The organism is Mesorhizobium sp. M0998 (assembly GCF_040318885.1).
GTDB lineage: Bacteria > Pseudomonadota > Alphaproteobacteria > Rhizobiales > Rhizobiaceae > Mesorhizobium.
The window spans coordinates 209,269-229,254 of record NZ_JAMYND010000004.1 but is presented as its reverse complement, the minus strand read 5'-3'; the positions used below and the strand labels follow the sequence as shown (position 1 = coordinate 229,254).

Annotated in this window: 23 protein-coding genes and 2 pseudogenes; 12 read left to right on the top strand and 13 right to left on the bottom strand. The window is 62.2% G+C overall.

Going from position 1 to position 19,986, the window contains the following annotated elements:
• Window positions 1-12: 12 nt before the first annotated feature.
• Together NKH59_RS05955 and NKH59_RS05950 are read right to left on the bottom strand one after the other, a co-directional pair.
• Window positions 13-1,277: pseudogene (locus NKH59_RS05955) on the bottom strand (cysteine desulfurase-like protein).
• Between the two features lie 48 nt (window positions 1,278-1,325).
• Window positions 1,326-2,393 (bottom strand): aldo/keto reductase, encoded by a 1,068-nt coding sequence (locus NKH59_RS05950; protein WP_353021282.1) that lies wholly within the window; start codon window positions 2,391-2,393, stop codon window positions 1,326-1,328.
• A gap of 387 nt (window positions 2,394-2,780) precedes the next feature.
• Here NKH59_RS05950 and NKH59_RS05945 point away from each other — a divergent pair, with 387 nt between their 5' ends.
• Window positions 2,781-2,945, top strand: a complete 165-nt coding sequence (locus NKH59_RS05945; RefSeq protein WP_023674744.1) for a hypothetical protein — start codon at window positions 2,781-2,783, stop codon at window positions 2,943-2,945.
• A gap of 45 nt (window positions 2,946-2,990) precedes the next feature.
• On the opposite strand, the gene NKH59_RS05940 is transcribed toward NKH59_RS05945, so the two are convergent.
• Window positions 2,991-3,497: a DUF1993 domain-containing protein gene (locus tag NKH59_RS05940; RefSeq protein ID WP_352766959.1), complete on the bottom strand. Its 507-nt coding sequence runs from the start codon at window positions 3,495-3,497 to the stop codon at window positions 2,991-2,993.
• Between the two features lie 123 nt (window positions 3,498-3,620).
• Here NKH59_RS05940 and NKH59_RS05935 point away from each other — a divergent pair, with 123 nt between their 5' ends.
• On the top strand, window positions 3,621-4,658 hold the full coding sequence (locus tag NKH59_RS05935; RefSeq protein ID WP_352818137.1) for a DUF1176 domain-containing protein: 1,038 nt from the start codon (window positions 3,621-3,623) through the stop codon (window positions 4,656-4,658).
• Here the strand turns inward: NKH59_RS05935 and NKH59_RS05930 are convergent.
• The 6 genes and pseudogenes from NKH59_RS05930 to NKH59_RS05910 all read right to left on the bottom strand — a co-directional run bounded on the left by NKH59_RS05930 (window position 4,655) and on the right by NKH59_RS05910 (window position 8,983).
• Window positions 4,655-5,512 (bottom strand): alpha/beta hydrolase, encoded by an 858-nt coding sequence (locus NKH59_RS05930; protein ID WP_352772732.1) that lies wholly within the window; start codon window positions 5,510-5,512, stop codon window positions 4,655-4,657. The genes NKH59_RS05935 and NKH59_RS05930 overlap by 4 nt on opposite strands.
• Before the next feature lie 92 nt (window positions 5,513-5,604).
• The gene (locus NKH59_RS05925; protein ID WP_352872467.1) at window positions 5,605-7,215 is read right to left on the bottom strand and encodes an NTP transferase domain-containing protein; all 1,611 of its coding nucleotides are present in this window, start codon (window positions 7,213-7,215) and stop codon (window positions 5,605-5,607) included.
• Window positions 7,212-7,916 (bottom strand): XdhC family protein, encoded by a 705-nt coding sequence (locus NKH59_RS05920; protein WP_352684212.1) that lies wholly within the window; start codon window positions 7,914-7,916, stop codon window positions 7,212-7,214. The genes NKH59_RS05925 and NKH59_RS05920 overlap by 4 nt, the downstream gene beginning before the upstream one ends.
• A gap of 6 nt (window positions 7,917-7,922) precedes the next feature.
• Window positions 7,923-8,261: an XdhC family protein gene (locus NKH59_RS05915; RefSeq protein WP_352836815.1), complete on the bottom strand. Its 339-nt coding sequence runs from the start codon at window positions 8,259-8,261 to the stop codon at window positions 7,923-7,925.
• 85 nt (window positions 8,262-8,346) lie between these two features.
• Window positions 8,347-8,455 (bottom strand): annotated as a pseudogene (locus tag NKH59_RS33475) (AAA family ATPase); the annotation flags it as partial.
• Window positions 8,456-8,488: 33 nt separating this feature from the next.
• Complete coding sequence (locus tag NKH59_RS05910; protein ID WP_352836813.1) at window positions 8,489-8,983, bottom strand: flavin reductase; 495 nt, start codon at window positions 8,981-8,983, stop codon at window positions 8,489-8,491.
• A gap of 180 nt (window positions 8,984-9,163) precedes the next feature.
• On the opposite strand from NKH59_RS05910, the gene NKH59_RS05905 reads away from it, so the two are divergent.
• Window positions 9,164-10,237, top strand: a complete 1,074-nt coding sequence (locus NKH59_RS05905; RefSeq protein ID WP_353021280.1) for a branched-chain amino acid ABC transporter substrate-binding protein — start codon at window positions 9,164-9,166, stop codon at window positions 10,235-10,237.
• 14 nt (window positions 10,238-10,251) lie between these two features.
• Window positions 10,252-11,271, top strand: coding sequence for a P1 family peptidase (locus tag NKH59_RS05900; protein WP_353021312.1), 1,020 nt, complete (start codon window positions 10,252-10,254; stop codon window positions 11,269-11,271).
• A gap of 46 nt (window positions 11,272-11,317) precedes the next feature.
• Here the strand turns inward: NKH59_RS05900 and NKH59_RS05895 are convergent, their stop codons facing one another.
• Window positions 11,318-11,572: a DUF2171 domain-containing protein gene (locus NKH59_RS05895; protein WP_023674734.1), complete on the bottom strand. Its 255-nt coding sequence runs from the start codon at window positions 11,570-11,572 to the stop codon at window positions 11,318-11,320.
• 247 nt (window positions 11,573-11,819) lie between these two features.
• Between NKH59_RS05895 and NKH59_RS05890 the strand changes: the two genes are divergently transcribed.
• The 4 genes from NKH59_RS05890 to NKH59_RS05875 are packed head-to-tail and all read left to right on the top strand — an operon-like array spanning window position 11,820 to window position 14,996.
• Entirely contained in the window at window positions 11,820-12,545 is a 726-nt protein-coding gene (locus tag NKH59_RS05890) for a DUF2259 domain-containing protein (protein WP_352474665.1), read from the top strand.
• 11 nt (window positions 12,546-12,556) lie between these two features.
• A complete protein-coding gene (locus NKH59_RS05885) occupies window positions 12,557-13,057 on the top strand; it encodes a hypothetical protein (protein WP_352745663.1) in 501 nt (166 codons plus the stop codon).
• Between the two features lie 59 nt (window positions 13,058-13,116).
• Entirely contained in the window at window positions 13,117-14,424 is a 1,308-nt protein-coding gene (purB, locus tag NKH59_RS05880) for an adenylosuccinate lyase (RefSeq protein WP_352702469.1), read from the top strand.
• The gene (locus tag NKH59_RS05875; protein WP_352872475.1) at window positions 14,424-14,996 is read left to right on the top strand and encodes an RBBP9/YdeN family alpha/beta hydrolase; all 573 of its coding nucleotides are present in this window, start codon (window positions 14,424-14,426) and stop codon (window positions 14,994-14,996) included. Before purB ends, NKH59_RS05875 begins: the two co-directional genes overlap by 1 nt.
• Before the next feature lies 1 nt (window position 14,997).
• Here NKH59_RS05875 and NKH59_RS05870 read toward each other — a convergent pair whose 3' ends face one another.
• The gene (locus NKH59_RS05870; protein WP_352541428.1) at window positions 14,998-15,810 is read right to left on the bottom strand and encodes a VOC family protein; all 813 of its coding nucleotides are present in this window, start codon (window positions 15,808-15,810) and stop codon (window positions 14,998-15,000) included.
• A 271-nt stretch (window positions 15,811-16,081) separates the two neighbouring features.
• Between NKH59_RS05870 and NKH59_RS05865 the strand changes: the two genes are divergently transcribed.
• A complete protein-coding gene (locus tag NKH59_RS05865) occupies window positions 16,082-16,630 on the top strand; it encodes an RBBP9/YdeN family alpha/beta hydrolase (RefSeq protein ID WP_352474656.1) in 549 nt (182 codons plus the stop codon).
• Between the two features lie 98 nt (window positions 16,631-16,728).
• Here NKH59_RS05865 and NKH59_RS05860 read toward each other — a convergent pair whose 3' ends face one another.
• Both NKH59_RS05860 and NKH59_RS05855 read right to left on the bottom strand, forming a co-directional pair.
• Window positions 16,729-17,502: an HpcH/HpaI aldolase family protein gene (locus NKH59_RS05860; protein ID WP_352681914.1), complete on the bottom strand. Its 774-nt coding sequence runs from the start codon at window positions 17,500-17,502 to the stop codon at window positions 16,729-16,731.
• A gap of 120 nt (window positions 17,503-17,622) precedes the next feature.
• Entirely contained in the window at window positions 17,623-17,943 is a 321-nt protein-coding gene (locus NKH59_RS05855) for a DUF1476 domain-containing protein (protein ID WP_254817651.1), read from the bottom strand.
• Window positions 17,944-18,213: 270 nt separating this feature from the next.
• Between NKH59_RS05855 and purC the strand changes: the two genes are divergently transcribed.
• From purC to purQ, 3 genes are read left to right on the top strand one after another with little or no spacing between them, the layout of a single operon-like run.
• Window positions 18,214-19,008, top strand: a complete 795-nt coding sequence (gene purC / locus NKH59_RS05850; RefSeq protein ID WP_023674725.1) for a phosphoribosylaminoimidazolesuccinocarboxamide synthase — start codon at window positions 18,214-18,216, stop codon at window positions 19,006-19,008.
• Window positions 19,009-19,048: 40 nt separating this feature from the next.
• Entirely contained in the window at window positions 19,049-19,291 is a 243-nt protein-coding gene (gene purS / locus NKH59_RS05845) for a phosphoribosylformylglycinamidine synthase subunit PurS (RefSeq protein WP_352541430.1), read from the top strand.
• 1 nt (window position 19,292) lies between these two features.
• Window positions 19,293-19,961 carry a phosphoribosylformylglycinamidine synthase subunit PurQ gene (gene purQ, locus NKH59_RS05840; RefSeq protein WP_352614096.1) on the top strand — a complete coding sequence of 223 codons (669 nt, stop codon included), beginning with the start codon at window positions 19,293-19,295 and terminating at the stop codon, window positions 19,959-19,961.
• The last annotated feature ends 25 nt before the right edge of the window (window positions 19,962-19,986 follow it).

Below are 19,986 nucleotides of genomic sequence, written 5' to 3'. Positions count from 1 at the left end.
CGCGAGGGCCGCTCAGGATCGTTCCTGCCGCAGCATGGCGACAACGCGGTGCACGCTCTCCAGCGTCTCGTCGATCTCGGCTGCAGTGTTGTAATGAGCGATGCCGATGCGCACCACGCCCTGCTCGGCCGGAATGCCGAGCTGGTGGACGATCTCCCAGGCGTAGTTGTGGCCGGACCACAGGAAGATGTTTTCCGCATTCATCTGCCGCACGATCGTCTCCGGCACGATGCCCTCGACGGTGAACGACACCGTCGGCACGCGCTCATTGATCCGCTTCGGATCGGTGATGCCGTGGATGGTCAGGCCGGCAATATCCGACAAGCCATCGATCAGCTGTTGCGCCAGCGGGTTCTCGTAAGCGATTGAAACTTCGAAGGCCTTGGCGATTTTCAGCCGACGCGATCCTTGCGCGCCGGCTGCCGCGCCCAACTCGGCAAAATAATCGACAGCTGCCGACAGGCCGGCCATCAATTCAATCTGCGGCGTGCCGAGCTCGAAGCGCTCCGGCAAGGCATTGGACGAGCAACGGCATTTATACGGCTTAAGCGCATCGATAACGTCCAGCCTGCCCCACAAAATCCCCATATGCGGCCCGAAGAACTTGTAAGCCGAGCAGATCAGGAAATCGCAGCCGAGGTTTTGGACGTCGATCAGGCCATGCGGCGCGAACTGGACGGCATCGACGTAGACCAACGCACCAGCCCGCCTGGCGATGCCGGTCAACGCCTTCACCCGGTTGATCGACCCGGTGAGATTGCTGGCGTAGTTGAGCGCGACGAGCCGCGTCCTCTCGGAAAGCAGCGCGGCGAGCGCCGCCTCTTCGATCTGCCAGCTCTGCTGGTCGAAGGGCAGCCAGCGCACGACAAGGCCAAGGTCTTCTGCCAGTTGCAGCCAAGGCGAGACGTTGCCCTCATGGTCCATGCGGGTGAGGATGATCTCGTCCCCGGGCTTCATCGTGCGGCCGAGCGTTCGCGACATGTGGTAGGTCAATGTCGTCATGTTGGCACCGATGATGAGTTCCTGCGGGCTCGCAGCGCCGAGAAAATCCGCCATCGCCAGATGGGCCTCGTCCCCGATGCCTGTGCTGCAACGGTGGTGTCGAAGAAGCCGCCGAGGTTGGCATTCGTGGTCAGCAAGCAACGCGATACTGCGTCCGCCACCGACTGCGGCACCTGCGTGCCGGCAGGATTGTCGAGATAGATGCGCCGGCGGCCGTTGTCGGTCAGCGACAAGGCCGGAAATTTCGCGCGCACCGCGTCGATCCGGAAGTCCATGGCTGTTCCCCTCTCCTTATGACGATCGGACAACCGCGTCCCGACGCATCAAGGGCACGGATTGCCGACGCGCTGGTGGATCGCATCAACGGCTTTCTGCATGTCCTCGGTCCAGACCACGTCGGCGGAAGAGAGCGCCATTTCGAGTTGCGAAATGGTGGTGGCGCCGATGATGTTCGAGGTGACCAAGGGCCGGTTCGAGACATAGGCATTGGCAAACAGCGCCGGCTCCATGCCGAAGGTGCGCGCCAACCGGTTGTATTCGAGCTGCACGTCGGCAGCATTCGGAGTCTCGTAGCGCTGGCCGCGGTTGAACAACTGCGAGCGCGAGCCCTGCGGCCGCGCGCCATGATCGTATTTGCCGGTCAAATAGCCTTGCGCCAGCGGCGAATAGGCAAGCAGCGACACCTGCTCGCGCTCGCAGACTTCGGCAAGGTTCACCTCGAAGGTGCGATTGACGAAATTATAGGCGTTCTGCAGCGAGGCGACGCGCGGGCCGAGGCCCTTGTCGGCTTCGGCGATGAAACGCATGACGCCCCAGGAATTCTCGTTCGACAGGCCGAAATGGCGGATCTTGCCGGCCTTCACCAGTTCATCAAATACGGCAAGCGTCTCGGCGATCGGCGTCTCGCCCTCCGGCACGCCGGCGGCATCGGAGCGTCGCGGCACGGCGCCGATCCGGTTCGGATTGGCGCCCCACGGCACGTCGCGTTCCGGCCAATGGATCTGATAGAGGTCGATGTAATCGGTGTTGAGCCTGGCCAGCGATTTCTCGACTGCGTCGAAGATATCGGCGCGCACCAGCTTCGACGGGCGGTCGCCGCGAAACCAGGTGTTGGCGGTGCGGCCGACCACTTTCGAGGCGATGATCACCTGGCCGCGATTGCGCTTCGCCTTCATCCAGTTGCCGATGATTGTCTCGGTACGGCCTTGTGTCTCCGCCTTGGGCGGGATCGGATAGAGCTCGGCGGTGTCGATGAAATTGACGCCGCGCGCAATCGCCAGATCCATCTGGGCGTAACCGTCCGCCTCGGTGTTCTGCTGGCCCCAGGTCATCGATCCGAGGCAGATTTGCGACACGAAAAGATCGGTCTGGCCGAGACGGCGTTTGTGCATGGAGTTTCTCCGGCGGGAATTTTTTTGCGCGGCTGCGCGAGGAGGACGCAATAGCATACAGGAAAGCGCCGCCTGCTTCCAAGCCCACGGATGGAAGGTCAGGCGACTTTCCCGGGACGCCGGCGGACAGGGTTTATCCCTGCGGCTAATAAAAAGCCGGACTGCATTTTCATGCAGTCCGGAAGTTCGCCAGGAATGGCGAGGAAAAAACCGGCCAAGTGCCGGCATAGACGCCTACGGTCAAAGCGCCGCAGAAGTTTCGCCGGACCAGCCGAATTATGTCAAAAAAGATCAGGGCAGCATGGCTGCCATGCGAATGCTGCACTGCACAATCGTCATGATCTGCTTATATTGACCGCCTTGGAGGTTCAATAAGGGGCTTGAATCATGGGATTCTTCACTGAAATGTTCGCTCGTCCGCGTCCGCGGGAACAGCTGCGCTATCGAGCGGCGCTGGCGCTGCTCCATTCGATGAGCAATGCCGATCGCGCCGATATCGGCGTCAAGCCGGCCGATTTCCCGCGCATCGCCCGGGAAATGTCCCTGCGCTAAACAACCGTGAGATATCCGCCGTGGCGGATATCTCCCGAGCGGATCTCAACGCGATCCGAGGAAGATCGACTTGCCCAATGGCACGCCGTTGTGGCGCAGGATGTCGTAGGCGGTGGTCAGGTGGAAATAGAAATTGGGCATGGCGGCATGCAGTAGATACTGCATCCCCGGCATCGAAACCTCGCGTCCCGCAAGCCGCAGTTCGACTATCCTGTCATCTGAACCATCGAATTCGGCCGCCGAAAATGTCGCGAGATAATCGAGCGTCTTGGTAAGGCGGGCCTGCAGATCAGCGAAGTTCGCCTCATTGTCCTCGTATTTTGGCACCTCGCGTCCCGCAAGCCGTGACGGGGCGCCTTTGGCGTGATCGGTGGCAATCTGTACCTGCCTGGTCAGGGCAAACATGTCCGGCGCCAGCCTCGCCGTCAGATACACCTGCGGATCAATCTTGCGATCAGCCGCATTTTGCTCGGCAATGTTCAGCACATTGGCTAGTGCCTTCAGCCTCGCCGAAAATACCGGCACGGATGCTTCATACATTGATATGGTCACAAGAAATCTCCACGCGGCCCGACTGCCGAGGGCGAGAGGTAGCGCCTTCGCAGGCGATTGTTCAAGCGTCACCACGTCGCCGCAATCGATATGATAGGATTTTTCATCGAGTGGAGGTTCCCGATGAGACGCGCCCTTTTTGCAGCGACCGCTTTTGTGTCTCTTGCCATTGCCGGCCAATCGGCGCTCGCCGCAGACGCGCCTTATATCGATGACAGGTCGAATGCCGAAGCGGTCATCCGGTCACTTTATAGTGCCATCAGCCGGCACGAATTCGCGCGCGCCTGGGATTATTTCGGCGACACCAAGCCGGCCAAGGATTTCAATTCCTTCGTCAAAGGCTATGACAGCACGGACACTGTCGAAGTCAAAACCGGTGGCGTATCCGAAGACGGGGCTGCCGGCAGCATCTACTATAGCGTTCCGGTCGCCATCCGGGCGACGGCCAAGGACGGCAGCGAAAATGTCTTTGCCGGCTGCTATACGCTGCGCCAGATCAACGCCTCGATCCAGGAACCGCCATTTCGCTCGATCTTCATCGATAAGGGTGCGCTGAAACCCTCAAAGGCCGATTTCGAGGATGCGGTGCCGGCAAGCTGCGGCGAAGGACCGCCGCCGCCGAAGAAGGACGCAGCGCTTGAGCAAGCCAAAAAGGCGTTTGCCGCGACTTATGGCGACCAGTGTGACAAGGATCTTTTGGCGCAGGAGCCGGACATTTTCTCGATCCACTATAAGGGCAAGGATGCGTCTGCCAGTGATCCCGAAAGCGAAACGCGGCTTTTCCATTTCGCCTGCTCGGCCGCGGCCTACAACGAAAACTCGATCTATTACATGAGCGACGACGTGCTTGGCGTGAGACAATTGCAGTTCGCCGAACCTGAGATGGACATCCGCTACGAGAACAATGACAGCGACGGCAAATTGCTGGGCATGACCATAGTTGGCTTCCAGACCTCCGGCTGGGCAACTAATTCCGATTACGACGAAGAGACCAAGACGATCACCAGCTTCAACAAATGGCGTGGCATCGGCGATGCCTCTTCATCAGGGACCTATCTGTTTCGCAACGGCGATTTTTCCCTGGTCCAGTACGATGTCGACGCGTCTTATGACGGCGAGGAAAATCCGCAGACGGTCGTCGACTACAATACCGCGCCTTAGGGAGCCTTCGACAACATCCAATTGAGCGTGCCGCGCCAGTCGGTCATGCGGATAGGGGTGCCATGCGTGCCGGTCTCGAAGCGGACGAAGCGGGTCGGATAGGCTTTCGATTTGGCCAGAATCGATCGGAAGAAGGCTTCCTGTTTCTCGATTGGAAACACCGGGTCCTTGCTGCCCTGGCCGAAGAAGACCGGCACACGACGCTTGAAGGCGGGGCTTGAGAAGAAACTCTCGTCCCATAGCGAGCCGAGCAGCAGCAGCCCGTCGATGCGCCCGCCGGTGTCATGGCGGGCGGCCAGCTTCCAGCATATTGAGCCGCCCATCGAGCCGCAGGCGACGAAGATTTTTGCGCTCGGCGATTGTTCGGCATAGTGGTTGATCAGCGCGGCGATCTGGGTGGCACCGGTGTCGCCGAAATCGGAAAAATCCGGCGACAGATAGAGGCCGCCATTGCCGGCCATCAGGTTCTTGATGCGGTTGAAATTGCCGCCGAAGGTGAAGTCGTCGCTGCCCTGCTTACGGCTGCCGCCCTGCCCGTGCAGATAAAGCACGATGATGCTGGCGCCCCCGGTTTTGCCGACGGCAATGTGGCGGACATCGCCTGCATCGGTCGGCAGCAAGAGATCCTGCTGCACCTTACGCACGCCGGTGTCGGTGTATTGCGCGTGTACACGACGCTCAGGCACTTCGTCACGAGCGTTGATGTCGCGCAGCTCACGATAATCGACAACCGTATAGGCGCCGTTGCTCTCGGACGAGAGCGTGCCCGGGTAGGCGAACAGATCGTCCTTGAAGGGTTTGAGTTCGAGAGCATTGGCGTAGGCGGCACAAGAGAGCGACAAAAGAATCGCCATCAGCAGGGCCGGGAGGCCGGAGGAAGGCAAGCGGAACCGGAAGCAGGAACGAAAGGCCATCCCTCAGCCATGCGTTTTTCGGCTTCGGTTTGTCAATCCTGCAGCACGCCGCCGGCGCCTTCCAGCGCCTCGCGCGTGTCGACGTCGACGGCTGCCCCTTCGCCGATCTCGACATCGATGACATCGAGCCCTTCGGCCTCGACCAGATGGCGGGCGCCGGTATCGCCTTCGAGGTGAGCGATCGCGGCAAACAGCGAACGCGGCAGCAGCACCGGATTGCCGCGCCGCCCGTCGTGCGAGGCCCGCACCACCGATCGGCCTTCGGACCTGCGGAACGCCTCAATCAGCCTGTCGAGGTCGGCCGACGCGACGCCAGGCATATCGCCGAGGACAATCATGGCGCCGGCGGCGTCGCCGGAAATCTTGGCGATGCCGGCCTTCAGCGATGAAGACAGACCCTCGCCGAAATCCGGATTGTCGGCGAGGGTCACATCGAGGCCAGACAGTGCACTGCGCACGCGCTCGCGCTGGTGGCCAGTGACGACGATAGTGGCCCCGGCTTTCGAACCGACCGCGCGTTCGGCAGTGCGACGGACCAGCGGCTTGCCATCGAAGAGCGCCAACAGCTTGTTCGGCCCGCCCATGCGGCTGGAGCGGCCGGCGGCCAGAAGCACGATCTCGACCTTTGGTTCGGCTTTGGCCGGCAATGGCTCGCGCGGCTGCGGCCGCGTCGGAATTTCCATCAACAGCCCGCCGACACCCATGCCGGCAATATCCCTGGCGGTCACGTCGAGACCGGCGATCAGCCGGTCAAGCACCCAGTCGAAGCCGTTCTCCTTGGGACTGCGGGCGCAGCCCGGCGCACCGATGATGCGCTTGCCGCCTAGAGTGCCTAGCACCAGCAGATTGCCGGGATCCACCGGCATGCCGGCGCGGATGACAGTGCCGCCTGCCTTTTCGATAGCAGCGGGAACGACGTCGCCGAAATCGGCCATCGCCGAGGCGCCGAAGATAACCACCATATCGTTGTCGCGGATCAGCGAGGCCGCAGCCTCGGCGACGGGGATAATTTCATGCAGGGTTCGACGCTCCGCCGTCAGCCTGCCGCCCGAACGCGTCAGGCGCGCTTCGGTGACGCGCAGCGTCTTGTCGAGCACGCTGGGTTTGATGCCGGGCAGCACCGTCTGGATGACGCCGACGCGCACCGGCTGATAGGCGTTGACCGCAAATATCTCGCCGCCGGCGCAGATCCTTGCCACGGCATCGACCAAAGCGGAGGCGACCGCAAATGGGATGATCTTCACCGTTGCTACCATCTGACCTTTTTCGACCGGCGCATGCTGCGCGAGCGTGGCGATGGTGATCGTCGGATCGACGGCGTTGATGGCGTTGATCATCGCCGCGTCGACGGTGAACATGCCGGCAGCCTGCGCATGGAGGTTGACCCTACCTGTCGCGGCGGGCTTCGCCTCGATGTTGCGATGGATCATGGATGCGGCAATCTTTTCGGCGGCGACGTCCTCGCTGAGATCATCGGGCGCCAACACCGCCGCTACGACCTCGGAAATGCCAGCGGCCTTCAACAGGGACACATCCCCGGCGCTTAGCCTGTGCGCCTTGCGGAAGCGGCGCTCTCCGACTGTGGTGGCGTGCGCAAGCACTGCCCCTTCGGCCGTATCGATCGCAACGGGACCAAATTTCACGCGACCGCGCCTTTGGATTCGAGGCCGCGGGAGCGAAAGGCGTGGATCGCTTGCGCCAACACCGCGACGGCGATCTCGGCCGGGCTGGCAGCCCCAATGTCGAGGCCGATCGGGGCATGAATGCGGGCGATCTGGTCGGCGGTCGCTCCCGAAGCCAGCAGGCGTTCCACACGTTTGGCGTGGGTCTTGCGGCTGCCGAGCGCGCCGACATAGAAGCAGCCGGCGTCGAGCGCCGCCTTCAGCGCGAAATCGTCGATCTTCGGATCGTGGGTGAGAGCGGCCAGCGCCGTATAGCTATCGAGCGGCTGACGCGTCAGCACATCCTCTGGCCATTCGGCATGCAGCGCGATATCGGGAAAACGATCGGGCGTGGCAAAGGCCGTGCGCGGATCGATGATCTCGACAGGATAGCCGGCGATCCTGGCCATCGGTGCCAGCGCCTGGCTGATGTGGACGGCGCCGATCACCACCAGGCGCGGCTGCGGCAGATGTGCGTTGAGGAAGAAGGTCCGTCCCTCAGCTTCGACCGAACCGGAATTGCCCGTGCGAAATGCCTTGGCGATGGCCGCCCCGAGTTCGCCGGCTACCCGGTCGCCCTCGCGCACGACACGGTCGCGGCCGTCGCCGAGATCGGTGACCAGGATTGCCGCGCGGCGGGCGCGGCGTTCGGCGTTGAGTGTCTTCAGCGCATAGGGATCCATTCGAGATCAACCCAATCTTTCTACATAGACCCTGATGCGGCCGCCGCATGACAGGCCGACTTGCCAGGCGGTCTCGTCTGCGACGCCGAATTCGAGCATTTTGGCCTTGCCGCTATCGATAACATCGACCGCCTCGGCGACCACGGCGCCTTCGACGCAGCCGCCCGAGACGGAGCCGTGGAAATTGCCTTCGGCGTCGATGACCAGGTGGCTGCCGACCGGGCGCGGCGCCGAGCCCCAGGTCTCGACCACGGTGGCAATGGCGACATCCTTGCCGTCCTTCATCCAGCCCTCCGCGATGATCAGCGGGTCGCGGGCCTCATCGAGATAGATACTGCGTTCCATGATTTTCTCCCTGGCAGACATGTGGTTATGCGACGCGCTTCACGCCAGCCTCGATCCACGGGCGCGCGTCGACCGAACGCATAAAAAACAGCACGGTTGCCAGCGACCGGTCCGCCACATAGTCCGCACCGGTCAACAGATCGAGCGTCTCGTCGATCGTCCGCGGCGCCGGACGCGGTTTTCAACTCGGTCATCCTGTCTTCGCCGACGCGGCCATCTGAAAGCCTCTACAAAGCGTGATAGCCGCGGTTGTGATAGATCAGCGGCCGCAAATTATCGCCGATGCGCAAACCTGTAACCTTGCCAAAAAGCACACGGTGGGTGGCCAGATCCTTGGAGTCGATCAGTTCGCAGTCGAAGACGGCGAGCGCACCCTTCAGCGTCGGCGCACCGGTCGAGATCACATCCCATTCGGCCAATGCGAAACGCTCCTCGACCGGCAGGCCGGTAATGCCGGAAAAGCCGATCGACAGCGGCTCCTGATCCGAAGCCAACGTGTTCAGGGCAAATTTGCCGTTTTCCACGAACGGCTCGTTCTTGGGATTTTCACGATTGAGGCAAACCAGGATGGTTGGCGGCGTATCCGACACCGAGCAGGCCGCGATCACCGTCGCGCCGCGCCTGCCGGCAGGGCCATCGGTGGTGATTACATGCACATGGCCAGCAAAATGGGCCATCGCGTCGCGGTAGGCCTGCGGCCCGATGTCATTCTTCTTCAGCACCGATGATTTTCCACTAGTCAGAACCAACCGTTATATATGGGGGGATATTGCAGGCCACAAGCGAAGTGCTTGACCTATATCCCGAATTCGCGTGTTGCGCCAAAGCTGGCCAGCCTTTAGGTCTTGACGGCATTGGCGCCGGCAGAACACGCGATCGGCTCGGAGGAATTCTTCGCTCGCATGCGACCTTGGACAACCACAATAGCGGTGCTGGCCTGGCTCTCGGTCGCCGGCAGTGCGAGCGCCGAGACGCTGCGGGTCGGCGTCGCGGCTCCTTTGTCGGGGCCGTCGGCGATCCTCGGCAAACAGATCGAGGCCGGCGCGACAATGGCGGCTGAAGCTGACGGTACCGAGATCAGGACGATCGATGACGCCTGCACGGCCGACGGTGGCGCCGCCGCCGCGCGGGAATTCACCGCGGCCAAGGTCAACGTCGTCATCGGGTTTTTGTGCACCGACGCAATCGAGGCGGCTCTGCCGATCCTCAAGGGTGCCGGCATACCGGTGATCACAGTCGGCGTTCGCACGGAAAGCCTGACCGACCGGCGCGCCAAGACCGGATGGCCGATCTATCGTCTCGGGCCGCGCGGCGACGACGAGCGCAATGCCGTCGCTGCCATCCTCACCCGCCTATGGCAGACCGAGCTGTTCGCCATCGTCGACGACGGTACGATCTATGGCCGCGAAATGGCCGAGACATTTCGGGCAGCCGCCGAGCAAGCGGCGCTGAAGCCGGTTTTCGTCGACACGTTCCGGCCGCAGCTCGACAACCAGATCGGCCTGATCGGCCGACTTAGGAAAGCCGGCGCAACGCATGTCTTTGCCGGCGGCGACGGCGATGATGTCGCCATTATGGGCCGGGATGCTGGCCAGCTACATACCGGCATGGTGTTTGCCGGCGGCGAAGCGTTGCGCGCGCCGCTCGGCGACGTGCCTTATGCCGACGGCACGCTGATGATCGCGCCGCCCGAATGGGTCGATGTCGCCGACCCCAAGGTGCTGCAGAGCTTTGCCGGACAAAACATCGTGCCGGAAGGTTACACGCTGCCCGCCTATGCCGCGGTCGAGATCGCCAAGTCGGCTTCAGCATTGACGCAAAGCTCCGGCGAGAGGCTGGTCAACGTGCTGACCGCGCATGACTTCACCACGGCGATCGGACCGATCCGCTTTGACGAAAAAGGTGACCTGACGCAAAATCCTTATCGAGCCTTCCGTTTCGACGGCGGCCGTTTCGTGCCGGCGGAGAGCCAATGATGTCCAGCACAGGGATGTTCCATGCGGGTCCGCGCAATCTCATCACGGACGTCGCCGGCCTGCGTGTCGGCAATGCGGCGAATGCCAAGCTGAAATCGGGTGTGACCACCGTCATCTGCGACGAACCGGCCGTGGCCGGCGTGCAAATCCTGGGCGGTGCGCCGGGCACCCGCGAAACCGACCTGCTCGAGCCGCACAATTCGATCCACGCCATCCATGCCCTGGTGCTTTCGGGCGGGTCGGCTTTTGGCCTCGACGCCGCGTCGGGGGTGCAGGCGGCATTACGTGAAAGGGGCATCGGCGTCGAGGTCGGCGGCTTTCGCGTGCCGATCGTGCCGGCGGCGATCCTGTTCGACCTGCGCAATGGCGGCGACAAGGATTGGGGCCGGTATCCGCCTTACCGTGACCTTGGCTACGAAGCCGCGCAAGCCGCCGCGATAGACTTTGCGCTCGGCACTGCCGGCGCAGGTAGCGGGGCTTTGAGTTCCGGCCTGAAGGGCGGGCTCGGCTCGGCCTCGACAGTGCTGGACAGCGGCGTCACCATCGGCGCGCTCGCCGCCGTCAACCCGACCGGCTCGGTGACGGTCGCAGGGACCCGCCATTTCTGGGCGGCGCCGTTCGAGATCGGCGACGAGTTCGGCGGGTTAGGCTATCCCCACCCGATGCCTGACGACGCCAGAATGGTCCTGCTGAAGTTCCGTGACAAGCATGCGACAGAACAGGCGGAAACCGGCGCCAACACGACCATCGCCGTGATCGCCACCGATGCGGTACTCACGAAGGCCGCCGCCAAACGTCTGGCGATATCGGCGCATGACGGCTTTGTCCGTGCCATTTGGCCGACACACACGCCCGCAGACGGCGATCTGGTCTTCGCGCTGGCAACGGGCAAGAGCGGCATCGAGCTCGCACCCAACGATGCCGTCGATCTCTACGCCGCGGCCGGCGCCACGATGGCACGCGCCATCAGCCGCGGCGTCTTTGCCGCGACGCCGGCCGAGGGCGATCTGTTCCCGGTCTGGTCGTCGCGCTGAACGCGCAACGCTCATTCGGGTGAGCCGTAATCAGACTGGATTATGATCAGGTGGGTTCGGATTTTTCTTCCTCGAAGGTGACCGCAACATCCGAGTTTGCCGACAGCCGCACCTTCTGGCCCTCGACCTCGGCGACAAGGCTGAGAGGAATGAAGTGGTGATGGCCCCTGTGAGCGCCCTCGCCGCTGTCGCGCTTGGTCAGCTTTATGCGATCTCCGTCAACCTTGTCGACGGTACCGACATGGACGCCGTCGGCGCCGATCACTTCCATACGTTCGCGAATCTTGGCTGCATCTGTCATGGGGGTCTCCCTTAGAGCGCCGCGCGTCCTTTTGAACGCGCAAAGGACACTCTAAACATTTTGAATCAATGCATCGTGCCTTCCGAAAATCGATCCTGATTTTAGGAAGGCACGATGCGGTGAAGCTGCCGACAATAACAAACGACGGCCGGATTGGATGCATCGACTTTGTGTTTCAGTCAGCACGATCTTTTGACGGCATCGTGATAGGAATTTAACGGCGTCGACCGCCGGAATGGAAAGTCCCATGCGAAATCTTGCCCTGTTTGCCGTCTGCCTGCTTGCCCCGCTCGCAACTTTGGCCGCCGCCCACGCAGGCGATGTCGCCGAGCTTGAGATCCTCGGCTTCAGCCGTGATGGCGGGGTCTTTGCCTTCGAGGAATACGGCGTCCAGGACGGATCCGGATTTCCCTATGCGATCCGCTATTATATCGACACGGCCGACGACAGTTTCCTCAAGGGCTCGCCGATACGTGTCCGGCTCGACGACGAGAATGCCACGGTGGCCGCAGCGCGGCTGCAGGCCCGGCAAAGGGGCGAAGCGATCGTCAGTCAGGCGGAACTCACGGCAAATCGCGGCATCACCGCCGGCTTCAACCCGGTGACCGAGCTTTCTGCCGATCCCTTCCGCATGGTGGTCAATCCGCGCCCGATCTTCTCGCCGGTCGACGATCCGCTCGAGTTCCGGCTCGACCAGATCGGCATGAACGACACCGAACGCTGCCAGAGCCAGGGCGAGATCAATGGCTTTCGCCTGCTGCGCATCGAGGCGAAGGATGGCGGCCAGACGAGGATCATTCACGAGGACAAATCGATCCCGCAAAGCAGAGGCTGTCCGAATGGCTACCAGATCGGCGCGGTTCAGACATTTTCGCTGGATAGCCTCAGCGCCTATGCCGTGCTGATCGCGGTGCGCCAATACGGCTTCGAAGGGCCGGACTATCGCTGGATCGCGGTAACCGGTCGCCTGTGAAGTTCCCCGCCATGCGCTATCGCGCTCTGGGCCGTCTCCGCCGCTCCTTGCCGCCGCTGCGCACCGCATTTGCCGGTGCCTTGTTGTGGGCCATGGCGATGGGCGCCAGCGCGCTGCTCAATCTGCTGTTGTACGATTGGGAGACCCCGGCGAAGGTCCGCTTCGTCTCGCTGCTTTATGCTGCCGGCGGCGCGCTGGCCTTCCCGGTTGGGCTGTTTCTGGCGCGGCTCGTCTCGCTCGGACGCCACTGGGAAATCGCCCTCGCCGCCGCCTTCGTCTGCCTTCTCGCCGCGACAATTACCTTCACCGGCGGCCTCTTTGGGCTGCAATACCGCTCCTACTATGTCCAATGGCATGCACCCGCGCTCACCATCACCTGGGTTTTCCAGTTCGTGTTCACGATGTTGACGGCGCTCTACCAGTTCGTCGTCCTCGGCATCCGGCTGTATTTTCCGCTCGGTTTCATTGCGCTAGCTGTCGCCAGCGTCTGGTTTGCGCGCCAGCAACGTTGAGCATTTTGCCTGCCTCTGTTAGGACGCGGGCAAATGCTCTCGCAAGTCAGGACCGACTGATGATCCCTCGCTACTCCCGGCCGGAAATGGTGGCCATCTGGTCGCCCGAAACCCGGTTCCGCATCTGGTTCGAGATCGAGGCCTACGCCTGCGACGCATTGGCCGAGATCGGCGTCATCCCGAAGGAGGCCGCCAAGACCATCTGGGAGAAAGGCGGGGCGGCGAAGTTCGACGTCGAAGCCATCGACGAGATCGAGCGCGTCACCAAGCATGACGTCATCGCCTTTCTCACCCATCTTGCCGAATTCGTCGGGCCGGACGCCCGCTTCATCCACCAGGGCATGACATCCTCCGACGTCCTCGACACCTGTTTTGCCGTGCAGCTCACCCGCGCCAGCGACATCCTGCTGGCCGACATTGACGGGCTGCTTGCGGCGCTCAAGCGCCGCGCCTTCGAGCACAAGGACACCATCACCATCGGCCGCAGCCACGGCATCCATGCCGAGCCGACCACCTTCGGCGTCAAGCTGGCGCAGGCCTATGCCGAATTCTCGCGTTGCCGCGAGAGGCTGGTGCATGCACGCGAGGACATCGCCACGTGCGCCATCTCTGGTGCGGTCGGCACCTTCGCCAATATCGACCCTTATGTCGAAGAATACGTGGCCAAGAAACTCGGACTGAAGCCGGAGCCGGTGTCGACGCAGGTGATCCCGCGCGACCGCCACGCGATGTTCTTCGCCACGCTCGGCGTGATCGCCTCGTCGATCGAGCGGCTGGCGATCGAGGTGCGCCATCTGCAGCGCACCGAGGTACTTGAAGCAGAAGAGTACTTTTCACCCGGACAGAAGGGCTCGTCGGCGATGCCGCACAAGCGCAACCCGGTGCTGACCGAGAACCTGACCGGCCTTGCCCGCATGGTGCGCTCCTTCGCATTGCCGGCAATGGAGAATGTGGCGCTCTGGCACGAGCGCGACATCTCGCATTCCTCGGTCGAGCGCATGATCGGGCCCGACGCGACGGTGACGCTCGATTTCGCGCTCTCACGCCTGACCAGCGTCGTCGACAAACTGCTAGTCTACCCCGACAACATGCTGAAGAACATGAACAAATTCCGTGGCCTTGTGCATTCGCAGCGCGTGCTGCTGGCGCTGACGCAAGCCGGTGTTTCGCGCGAGGACGCCTACCGGCTGGTGCAGCGCAACGCCATGAAGGTGTGGGAGCAAGGCGCTGATTTTCTTGAGGAACTTTTGGCCGACAAGGACGTTGTCGCAGCCTTGCCCGAGGCCGAGATCCGCGAGAAATTCGACTTGGGCTATCATACCAAGCACGTCGATACGATCTTTAGCCGAGTGTTTGGAGAAGCCTGATGATTTCGTCGGCCGGAGATTTCGATTTCCTCGCCCTGCCCGGGCGCGGCAATTCCGGGCCGGATCATTGGATGTCGCATTGGTGCCGGGTGTTCCCCAATTCGAGCCGCGTGCTGCAGGCCGAGTGGGACCGGCCGAAGCCTGAAGACTGGATCGGCCAGTTGGATGCCGCGGTGGCCGCCGCACCGCGCCGCGTCGTGCTGCTTGCGCATTCGCTGGCGGTGGCGACGGCGGTGAAGTGGGCTGCCGGCGCCAGTCAAAGCCAGCTCGACAAGGTCGCGGCGGCATTCCTGGTTGCCGCGACCAATGTCGAGGATACCGATCCCTCATTCGACGCGGTGCGCCCGTTCGCGCCGATGCCGCTGAAGCGCCTGCCCTTCCCGGCATTGGTGGTGGCGAGCCGCAGCGACCCACGCGTCACCTTCGACAAGGCGACCGCCTTTGCCGCCGCCTGGGGCGCAGATGTCGCCGATGCCGGCGATCTTGGCCATATGGGAAACGAGGCCGGCCTCGGCGTATGGCCAGCGGGCCTGCTCATGCTTGGCCGCTTGTTCGAAAAAGCAAACCTCTAACCTACGCCTTACCGGGAACCGTCCTTATCACCGTGCCCCACGGATCCTCGCGGGTGGTCTCGCTTGCGGCATTGTCCGAACGCATCTCGACCCAGGCCAAGCCGGAGCGGGCGGGATCGCGGCGACCGGCGCCCGCGCTCTGCCACGCATTTGCGCCAATGTGGTGATGATAGCCGCCGGACGACAGGAACACCGCCGCGCCACCGTACTTTGCCACTGTGTCGAAACCGAACTCCTGATGCCACCATGCTTCGGCTTCTTCCGGCCTGCCGACCCGCAAATGGACGTGGCCGATAATGCTGTTTTCCGGCGCGCCCTGCCAGCCGGCGTCACCGGCCGGCACTTCGGCAATGACCGACGGAATGTTCAGCCGCTCCGTCGCCATCGCGATCTTGTCGCCATTCCATTTCCAATCCTGGGGGCGGCGGTCGGCATAGATCTCGATGCCGTTGCCTTCCGGATCGGTCAGATAAAGAGCCTCGCTGACCAGATGGTCGGATGCGCCCTCGATGCCGATCTTACCGGCGATGGCGTGATTGATCCAGCGGCCGAGATCGGCCCGGCTGGGTAGCAGGAAGGCGGTGTGGAAAAGACCGGCGCTGCGCGGGTCATCGGGTTTCGCAGCCGGATCCGCTTCGATGTCGAGCAAAGGGCGATTGACTGCGCCGAGCGTAATCGTGCCGCCGGAGCGGGTCAGTTCCTGCAAACCGACGACTTTGCGATAGTAGGCAGCGAGATTTTCTGCATCGCGCGCCCGCAAGCCGACACGGGCAACGCTGACCGGGGTCGTCGCGGCAAAAGGCAGTTCGCTCATCAAAGTGCTCCGTTCAGCCGGCGCTCGACAAGCTTCCAACGAAGGAACCCGGCGCCATCAATCATTCTACGCCGTGTCCGTGCCAAAATCTCGGAACAGCCATTCTTTCTCAGCGACAGATCGTCGATCGCGATCGTTCACACAAGAGCGCAAGAAGCGAACATGGTGTTCACAATAGCGAGCAGAACCGGGCTGATGAGAGGCCGTTTGCGTGTCGCTGTTGAGTTCATACCCGGTTGCACCCGACAGCGCCTCTCGCTACATGCGCGCCATGAAAGTCAGGGAAGCAGATATTCTCATCGTGCCGGGCTACACCAATTCCGGCCCCGATCATTGGCAGAGCCGCTGGCAGTCGAAACTATCGACAGCGCGCCGCGTCGAACAGACGGAATGGTCGAAGCCGGTGCGCGAGGATTGGACGGCCGGTGTCGCCAAGGCGGTTAACGAGGCCGAGCGGCCGGTCGTCATTGTCGCTCACTCGCTTGGCGTCGCCGCGGTCATCCAGGCATTGCCTCGGTTCGAGCGACCGGTCGCCGGCGCTTTCTTCGTGGCGCCGCCCGATGTCGCCAACCCTGAGATAAAGCCGAGGCACCTGATGACCTTCGGCCCCTACCCGCGTGACCCGCTGCCATTTCCGTCGGTGGTGATCGCAAGCCGCAACGACCCGTTCTGCGCCTTCGGCGTCGCCGAGGACATTGCCGCGGCGTGGGGCTCGCTGTTCATCGACGCCGGCGATGCCGGTCATCTCAACGCGGATTCCGGCTTCGGCCCATGGCCCGAAGGTTCGATGACGTTCGCGAAATTCCTGACGGATCTCTAGAGCGGTTCATCGTTTCACGGAAACGGCGAACCGCTCTATCTCTTTGTTTTGACGCAATTCCGGACGGAAAACCGTTTCACACTTTTCCTGGAATTGCTCTAGGAAGCGATCGAATCCCTGACGCTGCTCAGCAGGGTCTTTGCCCCAAGCGAAATCAGCGAATGCTCGGAACCCAACGCCAGCAGCCGGTAGCCCATCGACACCACGCGACCGGCAACGGCCGGTTCCATCACATAGATCGCCGCATGCTTGCCGGCCTTGCGGGTGCGCTCGGCGATCGAGGCGACGGTCTCCATCATGCTCTCCAGCGTCGAACTGACGGTGGTCCCCTTCGACCAGGCGATCGAGAAATCCGACGGGCCAAGGAAGATCCCGTCGATACCCGGCGTGTCGAGAATGCCGTCGAGTGCATCAAGCGCGGCGCGCGTTTCGACCATGGCGAACGCCATGGTGCGCTGGTTGCTGTCGCGCAGCCAGTCGGCATAATCGCCCTTGCCATGGCGCGGAAAAGCATAGGTGGGACCCCAGGAGCGCTCGCCGAGCGGCGGGTATTTCATGGCGGCGGCAAACAGCTTTGCGTCCGCCACCGAATTCACCATCGGCGCAATCACAGCCTCGGCGCCGAAGTCGAGCGCGCGGCTGGCCATGTCGAAGCGGCCGACCGGGATGCGCACCAAAGCCGGCTTGTTGGCGGCCAGCACCGGCACAAGCCCGCGCAGCACGCTGTCCTCGTGATGGCCTCCATGCTGCATGTCGAGCGTAACCGCGTCGAACCCTTGCCTGGCCAGTATCTCGACCGTCAAGGCATCCGGCACGCCGGACCATGCGGTGAACAGCGTCTCGTCGACCGCAAGGCGTGACTTCAGGGACATTGGCGATTTCCTCTTTGCTTGCAGCAATTCAGCCGGAAATGACCGCAAAGGCAAAGAAAAACCGCGCGGTTAGGCCGGGCGGTCGATTGGTCCAGCATTCGATCGGTACCGGCTGAAAAATCAGGTGTTCTTGATCTGCTCGATCGCCTGCGCCATCAATTCATCCATGGTGCGGCGGATCTGATGGTCCGACTGGTCGATGCCCGCCGCATCGAAATCCTTGCGTATCTTGCGGAAAACGTCGTGATCGCCGGCTTCCTCGATGTCGCTGACGACCACTTCCCTGGCATAAGCGTCGGCATCGGTGCCGGATTTGCCGAGCTTTTCGGCAGCCCACAGGCCGAGCGCTCTGTTGCGGCGTGCCGCAGCCTTGAACCGAAGTTCCTCGTCGAATGCGAATTTGCGCTCAAAGCCCTCTTCGCGGTCTTTCATGCTGCTCATGGCATCCCTCCGTGAAATCCGATTCGTTGTGCCAATATGTGTTGCCGGAGCACAAACCAAAAGGGCGCAGGCCGGTCAATATGCTACATTGCTTGCTGCGCTGCGGCATTTCGGTGCCCGAAAGCGGTTGATTGAAAGGATTTGCCGATTGAGCAAACAGTGCGATTGGGATAGACACCGGCATTGAACCCCACCGTCGCCATCTTATTTTAGGCAGACGGACAGGAACTGGTCGCTTGCCGCCTGCCCGCAAATCCAGAGAAAAATCAGATGAAAAATCGCCGCCGCATTTATGAAGGCAAGGCCAAGATCCTTTATGAGGGACCGGAGCCTGGCACGCTGATCCAGTTCTTCAAGGACGACGCTACCGCTTTCAACAAGAAGAAGCATGAAATCGTCGATGGCAAAGGCGTGCTCAACAACCGCATTTCCGAGCACATCTTCAACCACCTCAACCGGATGGGCATTCCGACCCACTTCATCCGCCGGCTCAACATGCGCGAGCAGTTGATCAAGGAAGTCGAGATCATCCCGCTCGAAGTGGTGGTGCGCAACGTCGCCGCCGGCTCGCTGGCCAAGCGCCTGGGCATCGAGGAAGGCACCGTGCTGCCGCGCTCGATCATCGAATTCTATTACAAGGCCGATGCACTCGACGATCCGATGGTATCGGAAGAGCACATCACCGCCTTCGGCTGGGCGAGCCCACAGGAGATCGACGATGTCATGGCGCTGGCCATTCGCGTCAACGACTTCCTTTCCGGCCTGTTCATGGGCGTCGGCATCCAGTTGGTCGATTTCAAGATCGAATGCGGCCGCCTGTTCGAAGGCGACATGATGCGCATCGTCGTCGCCGACGAGATTTCGCCGGATTCCTGCCGGCTGTGGGACGTGGCGACGCAGGACAAGCTCGACAAGGACCGCTTCCGCCGCGACATGGGCGGGCTGGTCGAAGCTTATCAGGAAGTTGCCCGCCGACTCGGCATCATGAACGAGAACGAGCCGCCGCGCCCAGCCGGGCCGGTGCTCGTCGCATCGACCGACGGTGTCAAAGGCAAGCCGCACTGATGGCTTGCCCGCTCAACAGATGAACAGGAACATGTCCAGCGTGATCAAGGCCCGCATTACCGTAACCCTCAAGAACGGCGTGCTAGACCCACAAGGCAAGGCAATCGAGCATGCGCTGTCCGCAATGGGTTTCGGCGGCATCGGCCAGGTGCGGCAAGGCAAAGTTTTTGATATCGAACTTGCCGAGAGCGACAAGGCCAAGGCCGAAGCGGATCTGAAAGCCATGTGCGACAAGCTTCTGGCGAATACGGTGATTGAGAATTACGCGGTGGAGATCGCCTGAGGTGAAATCAGCCGTCGTCCTGCTCCCCGGCCTCAATCGCGACCGCGACATGATCGCGGCGCTGACCAAGATTTCCGGCACGCCGCCGGTCACCGTCTGGCAGACCGACACCGACATTCCCGATGTCGACCTGATTGCCATTCCCGGCGGCTTTTCGTTTGGCGATTATCTGCGCTGCGGCGCCATTGCCGCGCGCATGCCGGTGATGCGGGCTGTCGCCGAAAAGGCGGCCAAGGGCGTCATGGTCATCGGCGTCTGCAACGGCTTCCAGATCCTGGTCGAGGCAGGCCTGCTGCCGGGCGCATTGATGCGAAACACCTCGCTGAAATTCGTCTGCCGGCAAGTCAAGCTGCAGATTGCTAATGCCAACACGATGTTTACCCGCCGCTATCAGCCGGGCCAGGTCATCCGCGCGCCGGTGGCCCATCATGACGGCAATTATTTCGCCGATGCCGAAACGCTGGCCCGCCTCGAAGGGGAAGGCCAGGTGGTATTCCGCTATGCCGAAGGCACAAATCCCAATGGCTCGATCAACGACATTGCCGGCATCGTCAACGGCCGCGGCAATGTGCTCGGCCTGATGCCGCATCCCGAGAACCTGATCGAAGCGGCGCATGGCGGCAGCGACGGCCGGGCGCTGTTCGAAAGCGCGCTGGGCATCGCCGCTTGATACCTTCAATTTTCCTCCTGGAGCC